The 19760-nt window shown below is 73.4% G+C and carries 19 protein-coding genes; 8 read left to right on the top strand and 11 right to left on the bottom strand.

Annotated elements, in window-relative coordinates; all coding sequences use genetic code 11:
- Nucleotides 1–685: cytochrome c oxidase subunit I (locus IE316_RS00005; protein WP_190201960.1), on the bottom strand; the 685-nt coding region annotated here is incomplete at its 3' end.
- Nucleotides 682–1641: an aa3-type cytochrome oxidase subunit II gene (gene ctaC, locus IE316_RS00010; RefSeq protein WP_190201961.1), complete on the bottom strand. Its 960-nt coding sequence runs from the start codon at nucleotides 1639–1641 to the stop codon at nucleotides 682–684. The genes ctaC and IE316_RS00005, both read right to left, overlap by 4 nt.
- Before the next feature lie 259 nt (nucleotides 1642–1900).
- Here ctaC and IE316_RS00015 point away from each other — a divergent pair, with 259 nt between their 5' ends.
- Nucleotides 1901–3277: a cysteine desulfurase/sulfurtransferase TusA family protein gene (locus IE316_RS00015; protein WP_190201962.1), complete on the top strand. Its 1377-nt coding sequence runs from the start codon at nucleotides 1901–1903 to the stop codon at nucleotides 3275–3277.
- Between the two features lie 84 nt (nucleotides 3278–3361).
- Here the strand turns inward: IE316_RS00015 and IE316_RS00020 are convergent, their stop codons facing one another.
- On the bottom strand, nucleotides 3362–4336 hold the full coding sequence (locus tag IE316_RS00020; protein WP_190201963.1) for a carbohydrate kinase family protein: 975 nt from the start codon (nucleotides 4334–4336) through the stop codon (nucleotides 3362–3364).
- A gap of 131 nt (nucleotides 4337–4467) precedes the next feature.
- Here IE316_RS00020 and IE316_RS00025 point away from each other — a divergent pair, with 131 nt between their 5' ends.
- Together IE316_RS00025 and IE316_RS00030 are read left to right on the top strand one after the other, a co-directional pair.
- A complete protein-coding gene (locus tag IE316_RS00025; protein ID WP_190201964.1) occupies nucleotides 4468–4677 on the top strand; it encodes a hypothetical protein in 210 nt (69 codons plus the stop codon).
- A gap of 73 nt (nucleotides 4678–4750) precedes the next feature.
- A complete protein-coding gene (locus IE316_RS00030) occupies nucleotides 4751–6178 on the top strand; it encodes a hypothetical protein (protein ID WP_190201965.1) in 1428 nt (475 codons plus the stop codon).
- Nucleotides 6179–6242: 64 nt separating this feature from the next.
- On the opposite strand, the gene IE316_RS00035 is transcribed toward IE316_RS00030, so the two are convergent.
- On the bottom strand, nucleotides 6243–6599 hold the full coding sequence (locus IE316_RS00035; protein WP_004989079.1) for an iron-sulfur cluster assembly accessory protein: 357 nt from the start codon (nucleotides 6597–6599) through the stop codon (nucleotides 6243–6245).
- Nucleotides 6600–6841: 242 nt separating this feature from the next.
- On the opposite strand from IE316_RS00035, the gene nadA reads away from it, so the two are divergent.
- Nucleotides 6842–8026 carry a quinolinate synthase NadA gene (gene nadA, locus IE316_RS00040; RefSeq protein WP_190201966.1) on the top strand — a complete coding sequence of 395 codons (1185 nt, stop codon included), beginning with the start codon at nucleotides 6842–6844 and terminating at the stop codon, nucleotides 8024–8026.
- A gap of 104 nt (nucleotides 8027–8130) precedes the next feature.
- Here nadA and IE316_RS00045 read toward each other — a convergent pair whose 3' ends face one another.
- From IE316_RS00045 to IE316_RS00065, 5 genes are all read right to left on the bottom strand, one after another.
- Nucleotides 8131–11244 carry an efflux RND transporter permease subunit gene (locus IE316_RS00045; RefSeq protein WP_190201967.1) on the bottom strand — a complete coding sequence of 1038 codons (3114 nt, stop codon included), beginning with the start codon at nucleotides 11242–11244 and terminating at the stop codon, nucleotides 8131–8133.
- Between the two features lie 153 nt (nucleotides 11245–11397).
- Nucleotides 11398–12081 (bottom strand): response regulator, encoded by a 684-nt coding sequence (locus tag IE316_RS00050; RefSeq protein WP_190201968.1) that lies wholly within the window; start codon nucleotides 12079–12081, stop codon nucleotides 11398–11400.
- Nucleotides 12078–13298 carry a sensor histidine kinase gene (locus tag IE316_RS00055; RefSeq protein WP_190201969.1) on the bottom strand — a complete coding sequence of 407 codons (1221 nt, stop codon included), beginning with the start codon at nucleotides 13296–13298 and terminating at the stop codon, nucleotides 12078–12080. Before IE316_RS00055 ends, IE316_RS00050 begins: the two co-directional genes overlap by 4 nt.
- A 160-nt stretch (nucleotides 13299–13458) precedes the next feature.
- Nucleotides 13459–13743, bottom strand: a complete 285-nt coding sequence (gene pspAA, locus IE316_RS00060; protein WP_190201970.1) for a PspA-associated protein PspAA — start codon at nucleotides 13741–13743, stop codon at nucleotides 13459–13461.
- A 31-nt stretch (nucleotides 13744–13774) separates the two neighbouring features.
- A complete protein-coding gene (locus IE316_RS00065; protein WP_268257620.1) occupies nucleotides 13775–14560 on the bottom strand; it encodes a PspA/IM30 family protein in 786 nt (261 codons plus the stop codon).
- Between the two features lie 282 nt (nucleotides 14561–14842).
- On the opposite strand from IE316_RS00065, the gene IE316_RS00070 reads away from it, so the two are divergent.
- The 3 genes from IE316_RS00070 to IE316_RS00080 all read left to right on the top strand — a co-directional run bounded on the left by IE316_RS00070 (nucleotide 14843) and on the right by IE316_RS00080 (nucleotide 17364).
- The gene (locus IE316_RS00070) at nucleotides 14843–15439 is read left to right on the top strand and encodes a DUF3043 domain-containing protein (protein WP_229910129.1); all 597 of its coding nucleotides are present in this window, start codon (nucleotides 14843–14845) and stop codon (nucleotides 15437–15439) included.
- 83 nt (nucleotides 15440–15522) lie between these two features.
- Nucleotides 15523–16224, top strand: coding sequence for a class I SAM-dependent methyltransferase (locus IE316_RS00075; RefSeq protein ID WP_190202708.1), 702 nt, complete (start codon nucleotides 15523–15525; stop codon nucleotides 16222–16224).
- A 63-nt stretch (nucleotides 16225–16287) separates the two neighbouring features.
- A complete protein-coding gene (locus IE316_RS00080; RefSeq protein ID WP_190201972.1) occupies nucleotides 16288–17364 on the top strand; it encodes a S1C family serine protease in 1077 nt (358 codons plus the stop codon).
- A gap of 96 nt (nucleotides 17365–17460) precedes the next feature.
- Here the strand turns inward: IE316_RS00080 and IE316_RS00085 are convergent, their stop codons facing one another.
- Nucleotides 17461–17673, bottom strand: coding sequence for a hypothetical protein (locus IE316_RS00085; RefSeq protein ID WP_190201973.1), 213 nt, complete (start codon nucleotides 17671–17673; stop codon nucleotides 17461–17463).
- Between the two features lie 160 nt (nucleotides 17674–17833).
- Here IE316_RS00085 and IE316_RS00090 point away from each other — a divergent pair, with 160 nt between their 5' ends.
- Complete coding sequence (locus IE316_RS00090; RefSeq protein WP_190201974.1) at nucleotides 17834–19033, top strand: bifunctional adenosylcobinamide kinase/adenosylcobinamide-phosphate guanylyltransferase; 1200 nt, start codon at nucleotides 17834–17836, stop codon at nucleotides 19031–19033.
- On the opposite strand, the gene IE316_RS00095 is transcribed toward IE316_RS00090, so the two are convergent.
- Entirely contained in the window at nucleotides 19030–19746 is a 717-nt protein-coding gene (locus IE316_RS00095) for a methyltransferase domain-containing protein (RefSeq protein WP_190201975.1), read from the bottom strand. The genes IE316_RS00090 and IE316_RS00095 overlap by 4 nt on opposite strands.
- Between the last annotated feature and the right edge of the window lie 14 nt (nucleotides 19747–19760).

Here is a 19760-nt window from a genome sequence, read left to right on the forward strand (position 1 = left end):
GGAAGGCCAGCAGCACCAGCACACCGGTCAGCAGCACGTTCCAGGTGAAGATCGGCATCCGGAACATCGTCATGCCGGGCGCGCGCATGCAGATGATCGTGGTGATGAAGTTGACCGAGCCGAGGATCGTGCCGAAGCCGGAGAAGGCCAGACCCATGATCCACATGTCGCCGCCGATGCCCGGCGAGTGCACCGCGTCCGACAGCGGCGCGTAGGCGAACCAGCCGAAGTCGGCCGCGCCCTGCGGGGTCAGGAAGCCGCCCACCGCGATCAGCGAGCCGAACAGGTACAGCCAGTAGGCGAACATGTTCAGCCGCGGGAACGCCACGTCGGGCGCGCCGATCTGCAGCGGCATGATCCAGTTCGCGAAACCGGCGAACAGCGGCGTCGCGAACATCAGCAGCATGATCGTGCCGTGCATCGTGAACGCCTGGTTGAACTGCTCGTTCGACATGATCTGCAGACCCGGCCGGGCCAGCTCGGCGCGCATGAACAGCGCCATCACGCCACCGATGCAGAAGAACGCGAACGACGTGGCGAGATACAGCGTGCCGATCGTCTTGTGGTCGGTGGTGGTCAGCCACTTGACGACGATCTCACCACGCCTCTGGCGCCGGACCGGCAGCTCATCCTGGTAGTGGGACCCTGCTGCCGCGGCACCCTGGGGTTCGTTGAGGATGCTCACAGGATGTTCGACTCCCGGTTCTTCTCGTGCTCGGCCTGCGCGATGCCGGCGGGCACGTAACCGGTCTGCCCCTTCTTCACGAGGTCCTTGAGGTGCTGCTCGTAGCGCTCCGGGGAGACGACCTTGACGTTGAACAGCATCCGGGAGTGGTCGACGCCGCACAGTTCGGCGCACTTGCCCAGGAAGGTGCCCTCCTTGTTGGGGGTCACCTCGAAGGCGTTGGTGTGGCCCGGGATGACGTCCTGCTTCATCAGGAACGGCACCACCCAGAAGGAGTGGATGACGTCACGCGAGGTCAGCACGAACCGCACGCGCTTGCCCTCGGGCAGCCACAGGGTCGGGCCCGGGTTGTCGGTCTGCGGGTTCCGGGTGGCCGGGGTGCCGCAGTCGTAGACGCCGCCGGCGTCGGCCGGGAAGTCGTCCTTGTAGCGGTTCGGAATCGCGTCGAGTTCCTTGGCCGTCTTGGCGTCACCGGTGGAACCACCGACACTCTCGACGTAGTTGAAGCACCAGCTCCACTGGAAGCCGACGACGTTGACCGTCACATCGGGCTTCTTCTCCAGCTTGAGCACTTCGGACTCGTCGCGGGCGGTGAAGTAGAAGAGCACCGAGACGATGATGAGCGGAACCACGGTGTACAGCGCCTCGATGGGCATGTTGTACCGGGTCTGCGGAGGAACCTCGACCTTGGTGCGGCTGCGCCGGTGGAAGAAAGCACTCCACAGGATCAGGCCCCACACCAGCACGCCGACGGCGAGCGCGGCAGCCCAGGATCCCTGCCACAGGGAGAGGATCCGCGGAGCCTCTTCCGTGGTGGGGGTGGGCATACCAAGGCGGGGGAAGTCCTCCCATGTGCAACCGGTGGCGGTCGCCAGGACCAGGCCCGCGGTCAGTGCCTGCAGCAGCTTCCGCCGCATCGGGCGCCGCGGCGAGCGGTCGGAGCCGTTGGGACTCACGTAGCGCCTTCCCGAGAGTCTCGCCCGCGCGGTCGGCTGCGGCCTTCTCGCTGGTCGGTCGCCGCCCTGCGTCGGGCAGGGGTTTGGATGTTTATGCGGACCAAACCCTAGCCGACGCCCTCCGGGGGTTCGCGGGGAGGGGTGCCTAGTGAGGGGGGTGGTTCGCTGGTTTGGCGGGTGCGGGTCTCGTCGTGGTTGCTCGCGCAGTTCCCCGCGCCCCTTTCCGGCGTTCGGGTGAGCCTGGGGCTAGCGTTGCCGTATGTCCTACTTCGATGCTGCCTCTGCCGCTCCTCTTCATCCTGTGGCGCGTCAGGCGCTGTTGGCCTCGTTGGACGAGGGGTGGGCCGATCCTTCGCGGTTGTACCGGGAGGGGCGGCGGGCCCGGATGCTGCTGGACGCGGCGCGGGAGGCGGCGGCGGAGGCGGTGGGGTGCCGGCCGGACGAGCTGGTCTTCACCTCGTCCGGGACCCACGCCGTGCACACCGGCGTCGCGGGGGCGCTGGCCGGGCGGCGGCGGGTCGGGCGTCATCTGATCGTGTCCGCCGTCGAACACTCGTCGGTACTCCACGCGGGTGAGGCGCACGAGGCGGAGGGCGGGACGGTCACCCGGGTCGGCGTGGACCGGACCGGCGCGGTCGATCCGGCGGCGTACGCCGGGGCGCTGCGCGCGGACACCGCGCTGGCCTGTCTGCAGTCGGCCAACCACGAGGTGGGCACCGAACAGCCGGTCGAGCGGGTGGCCGAGGCGTGCCGGGCGGCGGGGGTGCCGCTGCTGGTGGACGCGGCCCAGTCGCTCCCCTGGGGGCCGGTGCCGGGCGGCTGGTCGCTGCTGACCGGGAGCGCGCACAAGTGGGGCGGGCCGTCGGGGGTCGGGCTGCTGGTGGTGCGCAAGGGCGTGCGGTTCGCCGCCCGGGGGCCGGCCGACGAGCGGGAGTCGGGCCGGGCGGCCGGGTTCGAGAACATCCCGGCGATCGTGGCCGCGGCGGCGTCGCTGCGGGCGGTGCGGGCCGAGGCCGCCCAGGAGGCGGCGCGGCTCAGGGAACTGACGGACCGGATCCGGGCCCGGGTCCCCGCGCTCGTCCCCGATGTGGAGGTGGTCGGCGACCCGGAGCGGCGGCTGCCCGGGATCGTCACCTTCTCCTGTCTCTATGTCGACGGGGAGACCCTGCTGCACGAGCTGGACCGGGCCGGCTTCTCGGTCTCCTCCGGCTCCTCCTGCACCAGCAGCACCCTGACGCCCAGCCATGTGCTGCGCGCGATGGGCGTCCTCAGCGAGGGGAACGTACGGGTCTCGCTGCCGCCGGGGACGGCGGCGGCCGAGGTCGACCGGTTCCTGGAGGTGCTGCCGGGGGCGGTGGCGGGGGTCCGGGAGAAGCTGGGCGCCCCCGCGCCGGTCACCGCCGTCGAGGGCGACGCGCTGGTGGTCGACGCCCTGGGCAAGCTCTGCCCGCTGCCGGTCATCGAACTCGCCAAGGTCATCGGCACCGTCCCGGTCGGCGGCACCGTCCGGGTGCTGGCCGACGACGAGGCGGCCCAACTGGACATCCCGGCGTGGTGCGAGATGCGGGGGCAGGAGTACGTGGGCGAGGAGGCGGCGGAGCGGGGGGCGGCGTACGTGGTCCGCCGGACGAGGTAGCGCCCGTCCCGGGCGCGGGGCGGCAGCGGTCCGCGGCTCCGCCGCGTGGGCGCGGCCGGCCCCGCGCACCCGTACCCGGCGGCCTCACCCCAGGTGCGTCCGCACCTCCGCGGCGGCGGCGTCCCCGTACGCCTTGGTGAAGCGCTCCATGAAGTGGCCCCGCCGCAACTGGTACTCCTGGGTGCCCACCGTCTCGATGACCAGGGTGGCCAGCATGCAGCCGACCTGCGCGGCCCGCTCCAGGGAGACGCCCCACGCCAGCCCGGACAGGAACCCGGCCCGGAAGGCGTCGCCGACGCCGGTCGGGTCGGCCTTGCGCTCCTCGTCGGGGACGCCGACCTCGACGGTCTCCTCGCCGGCCCGCTCGATCCGCACCCCGCGGGCGCCGAGGGTGGTGACCCGGTGGCCGACCCGGCCGAGGATCTCCTCGTCGCTCCAGCCGGTCTTGGACTCGATGAGCCCCTTCTCGTACTCGTTGGAGAACAGGTACGTCGCCCCGTCCAGCAGGATCCGGATCTCGTCGCCGTTCATCCGGGCGATCTGCTGGGAGAAGTCGGCGGCGAACGGGATGTTCCGGGCCCGGCACTCCTCGGTGTGGCGGAGCATCGCCTCGGGGTCGTCGGCGCCGATGGAAACCAGGTCCAGACCGCCGACGCGGTCGGCGACGGTCTTCAGCTCGATCAGGCGGGCCTCGCTCATGGCGCCGGTGTAGAAGGAGCCGATCTGGTTGTGGTCGGCGTCGGTGGTGCACACGAAACGGGCGGTGTGCAGCGTCTCGGAGATCCGTACGGAGTCGGTGTCGACGCCGTGCCGCTCCAGCCAGGCGCGGTACTCGTCGAAGTCCGCGCCCGCCGCGCCGACCAGGATGGGCCGGGTGCCGAGCTGGCCCATGCCGAAGGCGATGTTCGCGGCGACGCCGCCCCGGCGGACGTCGAGCTTGTCGACCAGGAAGGAGAGCGAGACCGTGTGCAGTTGGTCCGCGACGAGCTGGTCGGCGAAGCGGCCGGGGAAGGTCATGAGGTGGTCGGTGGCGATGGAGCCGGTGACTGCGATGCGCACGGCGTGGACTCTCTCCTGAGGGAGCGGGTTGACAGCTCACGCTACCCGGTCGGCCCCGCGCCGCTGAAGGCGCCGAAACTACCCGATAGTAGATCTTTCTTCGCGGGCCCGGACGTGCCTACGGTGCCGTCATGACGAACCCCGAGTCCCACCCGTCCGCCCCGGCCGACCGCGACGAGTCCCTGGCGGCGCTGCGCGGCGACTGCGCCCGGATGGCCCCGCACTGGCCGGCCGGTGCCCGGGCCGCCGCCCGGCCGGTCCCGCCGTCGCTGATCCACGGGGTGCGGGTGCCGCCGGCGTCGGCCGAGCTGCTGGACGCGACGGCGGAGTACGGCGACTGAGTCCGCCGCCGGGAACCGGATGCCCGTCCGTCGCGTCCCATCGCCGTCCCCGTGCAGGTGAAGGAGCGATGCGGTGAACAGCGAGCGAGCCGACCACGACGGCACGGACGCCGGTGACGGGCGCGCGGCCCGCCGGCCGCACCGGGGCGCGCTGACCGCCTCGGTCGCGGCGGCCGTGCTGCTGGCCGGGGGCGGCGGGGCGTATCTGGCGGCGACCGCGTCGGACGGCTCCGGCGGTTCCGGCGCCTCCGGCGGGGGTACGGCGTCGGCGGCGCCGGGCGACGACGGCGGCACTCCCCCGCCGCTCGCCCTCGACGGCTACCCGGCGCCCTCCGGCGGCGCCGTCGCCTACCGGGCCCGGGGCGCGCTGCCGGACGGGCCGGACGCGGCGCCGGTGTACCGGGCGGCCGGCGAGGTGACGAAGGAGGAGGTCGCGAGGCTGGCGCGGGCGCTCGGCCTGGACGGGGCGCCGGTGGCGCGCGGCACGGCGTGGACGGTGGGGGCGGTCAAGGACGGCTCGGGCCCGGTCCTGCGGGTGGCCCGGCAGGCGCCGGGGACCTGGTCGTTCCAGCGGTACGCGCCGGGCACCGACGACTGCGCCAAGGGGCCCGTCTGCGCGACCTTGCCGACGGCCGCCGACCCGGTCGGCGAGGCCACCGCGAAGAAGGCGGCGGCGCCGGTGCTGGCGGCGGTGGGGCAGGGCGACGCCGACCTGGACGCCGGGCAGGTGATCGGCGCGCACCGGGTGGTGAACGCCGATCCCGAGGTCGGCGGGCTGCCCACGGACAACTGGACGACCGGGGTGACGGTCGGCGCCGGGGGCGAGGTGGTGGCCGGCAGCGGACGGGTGAAGGCGCCGGTGAAGGGGGACACGTACCCCGTTCTGAGCGCGGCGAAGACCCTCGCCCTGATGAACACGGGGGACGCGGGGGCGGCGCCGGGAGCCGGCATCGGCGGCTGCGCCAGTCCGGTGCCGCTCGACGGCCGCCCGGGGACGGGGTGCGGGCCGGCCGGGGCGCGGAAGGAGACCGTGACGGTGGAGCGGGCGGAGTTCGGGCTGGCCGCGCACACGGTGCGGGGGCGGCCGGTGCTGGTGCCGTCCTGGCTGTTCCAGACGCGGGCGCCGGGCGCGCGGGCCGGGTCCACCGTGACCCACCCGGCCGTCGACCCGGAGTACCTGCCCTCCCCCGCCGCCCGGCCGTCCGAGCAGCGCGAGGTGAAGGCGACCGGGTACACCGCCGCCGGCCGGGAGCTGACCGTGACCTTCACCGGCGGGGTCTGCGCCCGGTACGACGTGACGGCGGACGAGGGCGCCGACGAGGTGACGGTCACCGTCACCGAGACCTCCGACCCGGGGAAGGTCTGCGTCCTGATCGCCGAGGAGCAGGAGCTGACCGTGCGCCTGGCGAAGCCGCTGGGCGACCGGGCGGTGGTGGGCCCCGACGGCGAGCGCATCCCGCTCGCCGGACGGGGCGCGCGGCTGCCGGAGCCCGGCCGGTGACGTACGAGGGCGGCGGCCCGGGAGATCCCGGGCCGCCGCCCTCGTCGGTCCGTGCGACCGCGGCTTAGCTGAAGGAGTCGCCGCAGGCGCAGGAGCCGGTCGCGTTCGGGTTGTCGATCGTGAAGCCCTGCTTCTCGATGGTGTCCACGAAGTCGACGGTCGCGCCGCCCAGGTACGGGGCGCTCATGCGGTCGGTGACGACCTTGACCCCGCCGAAGTCCTTCACGACGTCGCCGTCGAGGGAACGCTCGTCGAAGAAGAGCTGGTAGCGCAGGCCGGAGCAGCCGCCGGGCTGGACGGCGACGCGCAGCGACAGGTCGTCACGGCCTTCCTGGTCGAGCAGGGCCTTGACCTTGGCCGCGGCGGCGTCGGTCAGGATGATGCCGTCGGTGACGGTGGTGGTCTCGTCCGATACGGACATCTACATCTCTCCCGGGTTGTACGGAGACTGCTTGCCGACGGTTCCAACCGGCGGGGCCGCGGATTCATTCCGCGGCGGGCGGGGGTCTTCGCGCCCTCTTCTCATGCTCGCACACGCGTCGGCGTACCGGCATGGCCTCATCGGGATTCACGTCACATCGACACAATGGGCATCGTCAAACTGACATGAAGCGGTTATGATATATAGCGTCAGTTAGACGAAAACTAGAAAGGGTAGGTGTCGTGACCACCGCCCAAGCCCAGGAGCTCGACGTACAGCCGACGCCCCTCGCCCTGCTGCTGCTCGGCCGCGAGGCCGACCCGAGGAGCGAGCGCGGTGTGGAGTGCCCCGGCGATCTGCCCTCCCCCTCCGACCCGGACCTGGTCGCCCGCGCCCGCGCGGCCAAGGAGAAGCTCGGGGACAAGGTCTTCGTGCTCGGTCACCACTACCAGCGTGACGAGGTCATCCAGTTCGCCGATGTCACGGGCGACTCCTTCAAGCTGGCCCGGGACGCCGCCGCGCGCCCGGAGGCCGAGTACATCGTCTTCTGCGGTGTGCACTTCATGGCCGAGTCCGCCGACATCCTGACCTCGGACGACCAGAAGGTCGTGCTGCCCGACCTCGCGGCCGGCTGCTCCATGGCCGACATGGCCACCGCCGAGCAGGTCGCCGAGTGCTGGGACGTGCTGACCGAGGCGGGCGTGGCCGAGCGGGTCGTGCCCGTCTCGTACATGAACTCCTCCGCCGACATCAAGGCGTTCACCGGCAAGCACGGCGGCACCATCTGCACCTCCTCCAACGCGCGGCGCGCCCTGGAGTGGGCCTTCCAGCAGGGCGAGCAGGTGCTGTTCCTGCCCGACCAGCACCTCGGCCGCAACACCGCCGTGCGGGACCTGGGCATGTCCCTGGAGGACTGCGTCGTCTACAACCCGCACAAGCCGAACGGCGGGCTGACGGCGGACGAGCTGCGCGCCGCGAAGATGATCCTGTGGCGCGGGCACTGCTCGGTGCACGGCCGCTTCAGCCTCGACTCGGTGAACGACGTGCGCGAGCGCGTCCCGGGCGTCAACGTCCTGGTGCACCCCGAGTGCCGGCACGAGGTGGTCGCCGCGGCCGACTACGTGGGGTCGACGGAGTACATCATCAAGACGCTGGAGGCGGCGCCGGCCGGGTCCAAGTGGGCCATCGGGACCGAGCTGAACCTGGTACGGCGGCTGGCGAACCGTTTCGCCGGGGAGGGCAAGGAGATCGTCTTCCTGGACCGGACGGTGTGCTTCTGCTCGACGATGAACCGGATCGACCTGCCGCACCTGGTGTGGACGCTGGAGTCGCTGGCCGAGGGCACGCTGGTCAACCGGATCGAGGTGGACCGGGAGACGGAGGCGTTCGCGAAGCTGGCGCTGGAGCGGATGCTGGCGCTTCCGTAGGCGGTTCGTTTCCCGCCCACCCGCCCGTGCGGGGCGTGGAAAAAGGCCGGGGCCCCGTCCGACCACCCTTCGGTGGCGGACGGGGCCCCGGCCTTCGTCACGTACTAGACCTCGGCCGGTTCCCTCGTGGGCTCCGGCTGGGGCGGGACGCCGCCGTTCCGCTTCGCCTCGCGCTTCTTCGCGCGGCGCTCCTTGCGCAGTTCCAGCATCGCGTAGAGCGTCGGGACCAGGAGCAGCGTGAGCAGCGTGGAGGTGATCAGACCGCCGATCACCACGACCGCCAGCGGCTGGGCGATGAAGCCGCCCTCGCCGGTGACGCCCAGGGCCATCGGGAGCAGGGCGAAGATGGTCGCCAGGGCCGTCATCAGGATGGGCCGCAGCCGGTGCCGGCCGCCCTCGACGACCGCCTCGACCACTCCGTAGCCCTGCGCGCGGTACTGGTTGATCAGGTCGATCAGCACGATCGCGTTGGTGACGACGATGCCGATCAGCATCAGCATGCCGATCATGGCCGGGACGCCCATCGGGGTGCCGGTGGCGATCAGCAGGCCGAGGGCGCCGGTCGCCGCGAACGGGATGGAGACCAGCAGGATCAGCGGCTGGGCCAGCGAGCGGAACGTGCCGACCAGCAGCATGAACACGATCGCGATCGCCGCCAGCATGGCCAGGCCCAGGTTGGCGAAGGCGTCGTCCTGGTCGGCGGTGACGCCGCCGATCTCGGCGCTGGCGCCGGTCGGCAGGTCCAGGGCGTCGATCTTCGACTGGAGCGCGGCGCCGACCGCGCCGGTGTTGTCGCCGGTCGGCCTGGCGGTGACGGTGGCCGCGCGCTGGCCGTCGATCCGGGTCATCGACACCGGGCCGTCCACCTGCTCGACGGTGGCGATGTCGCCGAGCCTGACCGGGCCGAGGCGCAGCGCCTTGAGTTCGGCGAGGGTGTCGGCGGGCTTCGCGGAGGTGATGACGATGTCCCGCTCGGTGTCGTCCAGGACCGCCTTGCCGGCGGTGGTGCCGCGTACCGCCTGGGTGACGGCCGCGCCGAGCGTCTGGTCGGTGAAGCCGGCCTCGGCGGCCCGGGCGTTGGCCTTGACGGAGATACGGGGCACGCTCTGCGCCAGGTCGCTGGTGACGTCGGTGACGTCGTCCAGGCCGGCGACGGTCTTGCGGACCTGCTCGGCGGCCGTGCGCAGCGCCTTGGGGTCGGACGCCTTGACGACGACGCTGAGGTCCTGGCTGCTGAAACCGTCCCCGGCGGCGACGGTGGTGGTGCCGATGCCGTCGAGCTTTTCGAGCCCGGCCTCGATGTGGTCCTGGACGTCCTCGAAGGACGCCGAGTCCTCCAGCATGACCTGGTACGACGCCTGGTTGGTGTCGGTGCCGCCGCCGAAGGCCGCCATCCAGCCGGAGGAGCCGACGGTGACCTGGTAGTCCTTGACGCCGTCGGTGCCGGCGAGCAGCTTCTCGACCTTCCTGGCCTGGGCGTCGGTAGCCGCCAGGCTGGTGCCGGGCGCCAGTTCCTGCTTGACGTTGAGGACCTTCTGCTCGCCCTGGTCGAAGAAGTTGGTCTTCAGCAGCGGGGCCATGCCGAAGGTGCCGACCAGGACGACGACCGCGATGGCCACGCTGGTCAGGCGGCGCCGGGTGGCGAACCGCAGGACGGGGACGTAGAGGCGCTGGAGCCTGCTCCTGGCCTCCTTCTCCTCGGCCAGCCTGCGGGCCTCCTCGGCGTCCTCCGGGGTGCCCTTGGGGGCGCGCAGGAACCAGTACGACAGGACCGGCACGACCGTCAGCGACACCAGCAGGGAGGCGATCAGCGCGGCGGTCACGGTGAGGCTGAAGGAGCCGAACAGCTCGCCGACCATGCCGCCGACCAGGCCGATCGGCAGGAACACGGCGACGGTGGTGAGGGTGGAGGAGGTGACCGCGCCGGCCACCTCGCGGACCGCCTTGAGGATGGCCTCCTGGCGTTCCTCGCCGTAGCCGAGGTGGCGCTTGATGTTCTCCAGGACCACGATCGAGTCGTCGACGACCCGGCCGATGGCGATGGTCAGCGCGCCGAGGGTGAGCATGTTCAGGGACAGGTCGCGGGTCCACAGCACGATCAGCGCCAGCACCACCGACAGCGGGATGGAGACGGCGGTGACCAGGGTGGAGCGGACCGAGGCCAGGAAGACCAGGATGACGACGACCGCGAAGAGCAGGCCGAGGGCGCCCTCGGTGGTCAGGCCCTCGATGGCCTTGGACACCGCCGGGCCCTGGTCGCTGACGACGGTGAGGGTCGCGCCGGAGCCGAGGTCCTCGCGCAGGCCGGGCAGCTTGTCCTCGACCGCTTCGGAGATGGCGACCGCGCTGCCGTCGTGGTCCATGGTGACGGCGACGGCGAGGCTGGGCTTGCCGTTGGTGCGGGTCAGGGAGTCGGCCCGGGCCTCCTTCTCCGTCACGGTGGCGAGGTCGCCGAGCCGGACCGGCTTCTTCACGCCCTCGCCGGTGACCATCAGGTCCTCGATCTGCCGTACGGAGGTGAAGGCGCCGCCGACCTGGACGGTGCGGTTGGCGCCGCCCTCGTCGAAGGAGCCCGCCGGGACGCTCGCGCCGCCGGTCTGCAGGGCCTGGACGAGGGTCTGGGGGGTGACGCCGGCCCGGGCCAGCTCCGCCTCGTCCGGGGTGACGGCGACCTGGAGGTCGCGGACGCCGTCGACGGTGACCTGGGCGACGCCCTCGATGTCCTCCAGCGCGGGCACGACCGTCCGGTCGAGGCGGTCGGCGAGGGCCTGCTGGTCCTCGCCGGAGGACGCGGAGAGCACGACGGTGGGGATGTCGTCGGTGGAGCCCGCGACGACCTGCGGGTCGACGTCGTCCGGCAACTGGGCGCGGGCCCGGTTGACGGCCTGCTGGACATCGGCGACGAGCTGCTGGGTGTCCGGGCCGTAGTCGAAGGACGCCATGAGCACGGCGTTGCCCTCGCTGGCGGTGGAGGTGACGCCCGAGAGGCCGTCGACCGCTTCGAGGTTGTTCTCGATGGGCTCGACGATCTGCTTCTCCACCACGTCCGGCGAGGCCCCCTGGTAGGGGGCGATCACGGACACCATGGGCAGTTCGATGGTGGGCAGCAACTGCTGCTTGAGCTGGGGGATCGCGATCGCCCCGAAGACGAGCGCGACGATCGACATCAGCCCTATGAGGGCCCGTTGCGCGAGGCTGAATCTCGACAGCCAGGACATGGGTCAGGGTCTCTCTTCTGTGGCCTGAGCGGAGGACGGGCACATGACGGGCGCCCACCCCACACCCTGGCCCATCACCGGGCCCCGTTCCCTAGACCCCAGGTCCATTTCCGGACGGGCGCGTACTCCCTGCGCAGTACACGGGGGCCGCGCTCACTCCACCCTCGGACGGACCAGCCCCGACTCGTAGGCGATGACCACCAACTGGGCCCGGTCGCGGGCGCCCAGCTTGGCCATCGCCCGGTTGACGTGCGTCTTCACGGTGAGCGGGCTGACCTCCAGCTTCTCGGCTATCTCGTCGTTGGAGTGCCCGCCGGCGACCTGGACCAGCACCTCCCGCTCCCGTCCGGTCAGCGACTGCAGGCGTTCGGCGCGGGCGGGGTCGCGGTCCTCGTCGGCGGTGCCGCCCTGGGCGAGGAAGCGGGCGATCAGGCCCTTGGTGGCGGCCGGCGACAGCAGCGCCTCGCCGCCGGCCGCGACCCGGATGGCGTTGAGCAGTTCCTCCGGTTCGGAGCCCTTGCCGAGGAAGCCGGAGGCGCCCGCGCGCAGCGAGCGCACCACGTAGTCGTCGACCTCGAAGGTGGTCAGGATGACCACCCGGACCCGGGCGAGGGCGGGGTCGGCGCTGATCATGCGGGTGGCGGCGAGGCCGTCGGTGCCGGGCATCCGGATGTCCATCAGGACGACGTCGGCCCGCCGCTCCTTCGCCAGGCGCACCGCCTCGGCGCCGTCGGACGCCTCGCCGACCACCTCCATGTCGGGTTCGGAGTCGACCAGGACCCGGAAGGCGCTGCGCAGCAGGGCCTGGTCGTCGGCGAGCAGGACCCGGATCGTCATACGTCGTTCCCCCGCGCGGTCGTTCCACTGGTGACCGGCAGGATCGCATGGACCCGGAAGCCGCCCCCGTAGCGGGGGCCGGTGGTGAGGGTGCCGCGCACGGCGGCGACCCGCTCGCGCATCCCGAGCAGTCCGTGGCCGCCGCCGGCCGCGGGGGCCGGGTCCTCGCCGGTGCCGTCGTCGAGGACGGTGATCTCTATGTTCGGGCCCACCCGGACGACGCTGACCTCGGCCTTGGCGCCGGGTCCGGCGTGCTTCTGCACATTGGTGAGGGCTTCCTGGACGACCCGGTAGGCGGCGAGGCCGACGGCGGTGGGCAGGGTGGTGCCCTGGTCGGCGCGGGCGACCTCGACCTGGAGTCCGGCGTTGCGGAAGGTGCCGGCGAGTTCGTCGAGGCGGTCCAGGCCGGGGGCGGGTTCGGTCGGGGCCTCGGGGTCGCCGGACTGGCGGAGCAGGCCGACGGTGGCGCGCAGTTCGTCCAGGGCGGAGCGGCTGGCCTCGCGGACGTGCGCGAGGGCCTCCTTGGCCTGGTCGGGCCGCTTGTCCATGACGTGCGCGGCGACCCCGGCCTGCACATTGACCAGCGCGATGTGGTGGGCGACGACGTCGTGCAGGTCGCGGGCGATGCGCAGCCGTTCCTCGGCGACCCGGCGGCGGGCCTCCTCCTCACGGGTGCGTTCGGCCTTCTCGGCGCGTTCCCGGATCGCCCGCACGAAGGCGCGGCGGCTGCGGACGGCGTCCCCGGCGGTGGCGCCGATGCCGGTCCAGGCGAGGACGGCGAGGTTCTCCTGCGCGTACCAGGGCAAGGGCCCGGCCAGCATGGCGGCGCCGGTGAGGACGCCCATGCTGAGCAGACCGGCCCGCCAGGTGGTGGGGCGGTCGGTGGCGGCGGCGACGGTGTAGAGGGCGACCACGGCGGACATCACGACCGGGGCGCGGGGGTCGCCGGTGACGGACTCCACGACGGAGACGGCGCCCGTCCAGGCGAGCACCGCGATCGGGGCGCGGCGGCGGAAGACCAGGGCGGCGGCGCCGAGCGTCATCAGCACCAGGCTGAGCGGGTCGGGGGTGCGCACGCCCCAGGTGACGCCGTCGGGGCCGTGCGGTTCGACGAAGGAGCCGGCCACCATGCAGACCAGGACCCCGGCCGCGAGGGCCGTGTCCAGGGCCGAGGGATGGGCGGCCAGTCGACACCGGGCGCGGCTGAGGGTGCTCACGGCGCTCCACGGTAGCGCCGCGTCCGGCGGTGCCGGTGGCCTCCGGCCCGGGGGGATGCGGCCGGGTGGGGCGGGAGCGGGGGATACAGGGGCCGGGGGTACGCGGTCAGAGGGGTCCGGCATGGCCCGGTCCCGGGGCGGGCGGCCGGGCGCCGGGGCGTCAGGTGCCGCCCGGGATCAGGCCGTCGTCGCTGAGGAGTTCCCGTACGTCCTCCAGGGTCGCGTCCTCGGCGGGGAGGATCAGTTCCGACGGTTCCAGGGAGTCGTCGGGGAGCGGGGTGCCCAGTTCGCGGACCTTGGCGAGCAGGGCCGTGAGGGTGCGGCGGAAGCCGGGGCCGTCGCCGTTCTCCATCTCGGCCTGGAGTTCGTCGTCGAGCCTGTCCAGCTCGGTGAGGTGGCTGTCGGCCAGCCTCACCTGCCCCTCCCCCATGATCCGTACGATCATGTCGCCCTCCTCGGCGTGCGCCCTGCGCGGGCTACTGCTTGTCGAACCGCGGGGTGTCCTGCGGCTGCTGCTGCGCCTGCCGGGTCTGGTCGCCGCCCTCGATGGCCTGCTGGCCACCGCTGGTGCCGCCGGCCAGCTCCGCCTTCATGCGCTGCAGTTCCAGCTCTACATCCGTACCACCGGAGAGCCGGTCCAGCTCGGCCTGGATGTCGTCCTTGTGCATCCCGGAGGGGTCGTCCAGGGCGCCGGAGGCGAGCAGTTCGTCGATGGCGCCGGCCCGCGCCTGGAGCTGGGCGGTCTTGTCCTCGGCCCGCTGGATCGCCAGGCCCACGTCGCCCATCTCCTCGGAGATGCCGGAGAACGCCTCGCCGATCCGGGTCTGTGCCTGGGCGGCGGTGTACGTCGCCTTGATCGTCTCCTTCTTGGTGCGGAAGGCGTCGACCTTGGCCTGGAGGCGCTGGGCCGCCAGGGTGAGCTTCTCCTCCTCGCCCTGGAGGGTGGCGTGCTGGGTCTCCAGGTCGGTCACCTGCTGCTGGAGGGCGGCGCGGCGCGAGAGCGCCTCGCGGGCGAGGTCCTCGCGGCCCAGCGCGAGCGCCTTGCGGCCCTGGTCCTCCAGCTTGGACGACTGCGACTGGAGCTGGTTGAGCTGGAGCTCCAGGCGCTTGCGGCTGGTCGCCACGTCGGCGACGCCGCGCCGCACCTTCTGGAGCAGCTCCAACTGCTTCTGGTAGGAGTAATCGAGGGTCTCGCGCGGGTCCTCGGCCCGGTCAAGGGCCTTGTTCGCCTTCGCGCGGAAGATCATCCCCATACGCTTCATCACACCGCTCATGGGCTTCGCGCGCCCCCTTCTGACGGACTTCGGCTCCAGCACCTGCGACAGAACCCACAGTACGGGCCCTGCATCCATTACCGCACTGTTCGGGGACGGATGCGCTCATCCCCAAGGACGACTGCGTACGCTCCCGGTCCGGCGTAGGGAGTAGGTGACGATCAGGGTGTACGCAACGTCCCCTCTGTCCCCTTAGGGACGACCGGCGTTGCGGGATCGTTCCCCGCCGGGCTGTGGTCCATGCGGGTCAAGCGCTTACCCTTGGGTTTTGTGTTCCGTAGCCGTGTCAAGGAAGAGAAGGCCGTGAGCGTCGTCAAGACGCCGGCCGACTCCAAGCAGCCCCGCGACCCGCAGGCCCCCAAGGGTCGCCCGACGCCCAAGCGCAGCCAGGCCCAGAGCCAGCGCCGCAGCGTCGCGAATACGTCGATGACGCGCAAGGAGGCCGCCAAGCGGCAGCGGGAGGAGCGCCGTGCCGCGATGGAGCGGCAGCGGCAGGCGCTCGCCAGCGGCGACGAGCGGTATCTGCCGGCCCGGGACAAGGGTCCGGTCCGCAAGTTCGCCCGGGACTTCGTCGACTCGCGGTTCAACATCGCGGAGTGGTTCCTGCCGATGGCCGTGGTCATCCTGGTGCTGAGCATGGTCCAGGTGGCCCAACTGCAGAACGTGGCGCTGCTGCTGTGGCTGGTCGTGATCGTGCTGATCGTGCTCGACTCGGTCGTCACCGCCGTCCGGCTGAAGAAGGCCCTGCGGGAGCGCTTCGCCGACGAGCCCAAGCGCGGCGCGGTCGCCTACGCGCTGATGCGCTCCCTCCAGATGCGCCGGCTCCGGCTGCCCAAGCCGCGGGTGAAGCGCGGGGAGCGGCCCTGACCGGGACGCCGTCCGCCGGGGACGCGGCACACCGCTGGCTCGGTGGGACGGGCGGTGTGCGCGATGTCGTACGGCAGGAGCTGGTGGCCCGGCAGCTCGACGAGCAGATAGCCGGGCGGTTCCCGGTCGGGCGGCGGCTGCGGGTGCTGGACGTCGGCATGGGGCGGGGCACGCAGGCGCTGCGGCTGGCCAGGGCCGGGCACGAGGTCACCGGCCTGGAACGGGACCCGGAGATGATCGAGGCCGCCCGGCGGACGCTCGCCGGGGAGCCGGAGGGCATCCGGGAGCGGATGCGGATCATGGAGGGCGACGGCCGGGACACCGGCGTGCACTTCCGGCCGGGCAGCTTCGACGTGGTGCTCTGCCACGGTGTGCTGATGTACGTCGCGGAGCCCGACCCCGTCCTGGCGGGGCTGGCGCGGATGCTCGCCCAGGGCGGGCTGCTGTCGCTGGTGGTCCGCAACGGCGACGCGCTCGCGATGCGGCCGGGCCTGTACGGCGACTGGGCCGGCGCGCTCGCCGCCTTCGAGACCACCGCCTACCGCAACCGGTCGGGCTCGGACGTCCGCGCGGACCGGCGGGCGGCGCTGACCGCGACCCTCGCGGGGATCGGCGCCCCGCTGCACACCTGGTACGGCGTGGGGATCTTCACGGACACCGCCCCCGAGGGCGCGGCGCTGCCCGCCGACATGGAGACGCTGCTGGCGGTGGAGGAGCGCGCGGGGCGCACGGACCCGTACCGCGGCATCGCCGCCCTGCTGCACCTGTGCGGCGTACGGGGCTGAGCGGGGCGCCCGTTCGGGTGCTCACCGCGCGCCGCGGGGGCGCCGCCTGGCCAGACTGCGGGCATGGACCTCTCCCGCCGCCGTGCCGCCGCCCGGCTCGCCCGCGCCGCCGGTCTGCTCTGCCCCGTCCTGCTGGCCGCCGGCTGCACCGGCCCCGGCGCCGCCGGTGAGCGGGCGGAGGGGACCGCGGCCCGGGCGGCGGCCGTGCCGCGCGCCGCGGCCGACCTGCAGAGCGACTACCTGAGGGTCATCGACGACGTGCTGCCCTCGGTGGTGCAGATCCAGGGCCGCGACGACCTGGGCTCCGGGGTGGTCTTCGACGACCGGGGGCACATCGTCACCAACGCGCACGTCGTCGGGGACGAGCGGACCTTCCGGGTGACCACCGCCCACAGCGAGGACCCGCTGCGCGCCACGCTGGTGTACTCCTACCCCGAGCAGGATCTCGCCGTGGTCAAGCTGGACCGGGTGCCGGACGGCGTCGAGGCGGCGCGGTTCGGGGACTCCGCCAAGGTCCGGGTCGGGCAGATCGTGCTGGCGATGGGCTCGCCGCTGGGGCTGTCGTCCAGCGTGACGCAGGGCATCGTCTCGGCGACCGGCCGGACCGTCACCGAGGGCAGTTCCGGGGGCGGTACGGGCGCCACGATCGGGGACATGGTGCAGACCTCGGCGGCCATCAACCCGGGCAACAGCGGCGGGGCCCTGGTCGACCTGGACGGGCGGGTGATCGGCATCCCGACGCTCGCCGCGACCGACCCGGGCCTCGGGGACAGCGCGGCGCCCGGCATCGGGTTCGCGATCCCGGCGTCGATGGTGCGCACGGTCGCCGGGCAGATCGTCCGGGACGGGAAGGTGACCGACTCGGGCCGGGCCGCGCTGGGCATCACCGGCCGCACGGTCGTCGACGGCGACTACCGGGCCGCCGGGGTGGCCGTCGTGGAGGTGCGCGAGGGCGGCGCGGCGGCCGGCGCCGGGCTGCGGGAGGGGGACGTCATCACCCGGGTGGGCGGCAGCGAGGTCACCACGATCACCTCGCTCACCGAGGCACTGGCGGCCCGGAAGCCGGGCGAGCGGACGAAGGTGACGTTCACCCGGGACGGCGACGAGCGGACCGTCGAGGTGACCCTGGGCGAGCAGTGACGGCCGCGGTGCCACCGGACCGGTGGGCGGGCCGGGCCGGGTGACGCGGCGGGACCCCCGGGGCGGCCAGGGGGTGACCGTCCCGGGGGCGGGCCGTCAGGCGTCCTCGGCGTGCAGGCTCATCGGGCCGTAGATCTCGGTGGCGTCCTCGAACAGCCGTACCTGGTCCGTGCCGCCCTCCTTCAGGTCCTTCCAGTGCTCCCCGATCCACGACTCGGCGTCCCCTTGCGTCGTGAACTCCTCGGGCTGCACCGCGGGCTGCACCTCCGTCCCGTCGGCCGTCTCGAACCGCCACGTCCATGCCGCCATGTACGCCTCCAAGATGTGAGCCCCTGCGGAGCGGAAGCCGGATCTTGGTCCGGCTCCCGGTCGCAGCCTATGTGCTGGGACCGGTACCCCACAGGGCGGCTCCCGCTCCTGGAAGGACCTCGGACGCGCAGGTCCCGCGGTGACCGGCGAAAATCGGGGCGTGGACGTGACTCTGCTCGGCACCGGTGCCCCCGCGGGACTCCCCCGCCCCGACTGCCCCTGCGCGGCCTGTGCCGCCGCCCAGGGAACCGACGCGCGTGCCGCGACGGCGCTGCTCGTCGACGGGGCGCTGCTGCTCGACCTGACACCGGGGGTGGCGTTCGCCGCCGCGCGGGCCGGGCACTCGCTGGGCGGCGTGGGGCAGGTGCTGCTCTCGCACCCGCACGACGGGCCCGCGGTGGAGGTGCCGGCCGGGCTGCCGCACCCCGGGCGGGTGCCGGACGGGCGGGAACTGGCGCTGCTGACCGGGCACCGGGTGCGGGCGGTGGCGCTGGACGCGCCGGGCACCGGGTACGCGGTGACCGGCCCGGACGGGGAACGGCTGCTGTACCTGCCGCCGGGCGGGGCGCCGGCCGGAACGAAGGAGCCCGCCGGCGCCTACGACCTGGTCCTCGCGGACCTCGTGGGCCGGCCGGACGCGCTGGCGAAGCTGCGGGCGGTGGGCGCGGCGGGCCCGACCACCGACGTCGTCGCCGTCCACCTCGACCACGACGTGCCGCCCGGCCCCGAGCTGCGGCGGCGGCTCGCGGCGGCGGGCGCGCGGGCGGTGCCGGACGGCACGAGGCTGACCGTCGGCTCGTACGAGGACGTGCCCGACGTACCGCGCCGGACGCTGGTGCTGGGCGGGGCCCGGTCGGGCAAGTCGGTGGAGGCGGAACGGCGGCTGGAGTCCTTTCCCGACGTGCTGTACGTGGCGACCGGCGGCACCCGGGGCGGGGACGGCGAGTGGGCGGCGCGGGTCTCGGCGCACCGGGAGCGGCGCCCCGGGTCCTGGCGGACGGCGGAGACCTGCGACCTCGTACCGCTGCTGGCCGCGGACGGGCCGCCGCTGCTGATCGACTGCCTGTCGCTGTGGCTGACGGACGCGATGGACGCGGTCGGGGCGTGGGACGACGCCGAGTGGGCGGGCGGCGGGGAGCGGGCGCTGCGGCGGCGCACCCGGGAGCTGACCGACGCGGTGCGCGCCACCCGGCGCACGGTGGTCGCCGTCTCCAACGAGGTCGGCTCGGGCATCGTCCCGGCCACCGCCTCGGGCCGCCGCTACCGCGACGAACTCGGCCGCCTCAACGCGGCGTTCGCCGCGGAGTGCGAACACGTCCTGCTGGTGGTGGCGGGCCAGGCGCTGGTGCTGCGGGGCTAGCGGCGAGCGAGGACGCGGTGGCCGGTGGGGGTGGTGAGGAGGGTGCAGCCGGCGGCGGTGAGTTCGGTGCGCAGGCGGGTGGCGGGGCGGGCCGTGGGCGCGGTGAGGAGCAGGGCGCGGGGGTCGGCGGTGTCGACGAGCAGGTGGCCGCCGGGGCGCAGGACGTGCAGGGCGGCGCGGAGTTCGGCGCGCGGATCGGGGCTGCGGTCCAGGTGCAGCAGGCTGACCACGTCGTAGCGGGCGCGCAGCCGGGCGGTGATGTGCGGGTCCGTCAGCCGGCCGACGTACGCCTCCTCGACGTGTCCGGCGGCGCGGGCGCGCAGCACGCGGTGGGTGAGGTCGAGGCCGTCGAAGGCGGTGTACGGCAGGAACCGGCGGGCCGTGCGCGGCAGTTCGGCGTCGCCGGTGCCCACGTCGAGCCAGCTCTCGGGCTCGCCGCAGTGCCGCAGCACCGCGCGGACCGCCAGCCGGTGCCGGAACCGGACGGGGCGGCCCTCGGGGCGTTGCAGGCCGGGGCTGGGCGGCGGGTTGCGGAAGGCGTGGCGGCAGTCCCGGCAGACCACCAGGGCCGGCCGGCCGGGCACGGGTCCGCGGCGCGGCGAGGAGCGCAGCCTGCGGGAGCCGCACCAGGGGCAGTCCTCGCGGTGCGGGGCGTGCGGCGGTGGGGGCGGGGGCGCGGCCGGCGGGACGGCGGAGGACGGCGGTGCGGTCATGGACGGCTCCCGGA

Source organism: Streptomyces fumanus, assembly GCF_014655295.1.
GTDB classification, from domain to species: domain Bacteria; phylum Actinomycetota; class Actinomycetes; order Streptomycetales; family Streptomycetaceae; genus Streptomyces; species Streptomyces fumanus.

Bases quoted from the DNA above. Each gene is read 5' to 3' on its own strand.
- IE316_RS00015 (WP_190201962.1), top strand. From the start codon at position 1,901: ATGTCCTACTTCGATGCTGCCTCTGCCGCTCCTCTTCATCCTGTGGCG.
- IE316_RS00025 (WP_190201964.1), top strand. From the start codon at position 4,468: ATGACGAACCCCGAGTCCCACCCGTCCGCCCCGGCCGACCGCGACGAG.
- IE316_RS00035 (WP_004989079.1), bottom strand. From the start codon at position 6,599: ATGTCCGTATCGGACGAGACCACCACCGTCACCGACGGCATCATCCTG.
- IE316_RS00045 (WP_190201967.1), bottom strand. From the start codon at position 11,244: ATGTCCTGGCTGTCGAGATTCAGCCTCGCGCAACGGGCCCTCATAGGG.
- IE316_RS00050 (WP_190201968.1), bottom strand. From the start codon at position 12,081: ATGACGATCCGGGTCCTGCTCGCCGACGACCAGGCCCTGCTGCGCAGC.
- pspAA (WP_190201970.1), bottom strand. From the start codon at position 13,743: ATGATCGTACGGATCATGGGGGAGGGGCAGGTGAGGCTGGCCGACAGC.
- IE316_RS00065 (WP_268257620.1), bottom strand. From the start codon at position 14,560: ATGAAGCGTATGGGGATGATCTTCCGCGCGAAGGCGAACAAGGCCCTT.
- IE316_RS00080 (WP_190201972.1), top strand. From the start codon at position 16,288: ATGGACCTCTCCCGCCGCCGTGCCGCCGCCCGGCTCGCCCGCGCCGCC.
- IE316_RS00085 (WP_190201973.1), bottom strand. From the start codon at position 17,673: ATGGCGGCATGGACGTGGCGGTTCGAGACGGCCGACGGGACGGAGGTG.
- IE316_RS00095 (WP_190201975.1), bottom strand. From the start codon at position 19,746: ATGACCGCACCGCCGTCCTCCGCCGTCCCGCCGGCCGCGCCCCCGCCC.